The 728-nt window shown below is 42.6% G+C and carries 2 protein-coding genes; both read left to right on the top strand.

The annotated features are described in order from the left end of the window. Positions 1-383, top strand: a 383-nt coding sequence (locus DNJ75_RS15065) for a TraV family lipoprotein (protein ID WP_157968421.1), incomplete at its 5' end; no start/stop codon positions are given. Beyond that, positions 383-728, top strand: a 346-nt coding sequence (locus DNJ75_RS15060) for a hypothetical protein (RefSeq protein ID WP_157968420.1), incomplete at its 3' end; no start/stop codon positions are given. The genes DNJ75_RS15065 and DNJ75_RS15060, both read left to right, overlap by 1 nt.

Here is a 728-nt window from a genome sequence, read left to right as displayed (position 1 = left end):
TATCGATGAGTGAGGTCTATGCCCAATCACAGGCAGGGGCATTTGACTCATATGACTCATTTGATTTACCTTACTCACCTCATTCAACGATACCCACCCATCATCAGGGAGGTCAAATAAAGACAGGCAATATCGGAAAGATAGGAAAGATAGGTAAGATAAGTAAGATAAGCAATATGAATTCTGTGGTTGGCTCATCGATTGCCGTGCCCTCGGTGGGTCAGCCTGTGCGGGTTGGTGATACGGTGCAGAAGATTATGATTTTTGATTATATAGACAGTGACGGGAATTATAACGAGCCAAGTGTGGTCTATACGGTATTGCGTGGTGCGAATTGGTTAAATCATTCGGTTGATGCGGTTAAAGCGATGGGGGATGAGTAATGCGTAAAATAGATAAAATAAGTAAGACCATTTCTTCTTTTATTTCGACACTGCCGTTTTTTGCCAGAAACAAAAGCCCTTTTGCGGTGTTAAAGAAATATGCGCAGCCGAAAGGAGTGGGGCATTTTCATCACTTGTTGCCGTATCGATTTTACGACCGTGAGCGTGGGATTTTTCATAATCAGTACGCAGGGGATGGTGTGTTGAGTAGACAAGGCGTAAAAGATAGAAAAAGTAAAAATGGTAAGCAAGGTTTCGGCTTTGGTTTGCAGTTAGCACCGTTAACTGGCGCAAGTCTTAACCTTGCTAAGGATTTAAATGATCTGATTGTCAGTAAGTTGCCTG

It is taken from the genome of Cysteiniphilum litorale (genome assembly GCF_003428165.1).
Taxonomy (GTDB): domain Bacteria; phylum Pseudomonadota; class Gammaproteobacteria; order Francisellales; family Francisellaceae; genus Caedibacter; species Caedibacter litoralis.
Note: the sequence above shows the minus strand (reverse complement) of the source record. Positions and strands in the feature narration are given on the sequence as shown.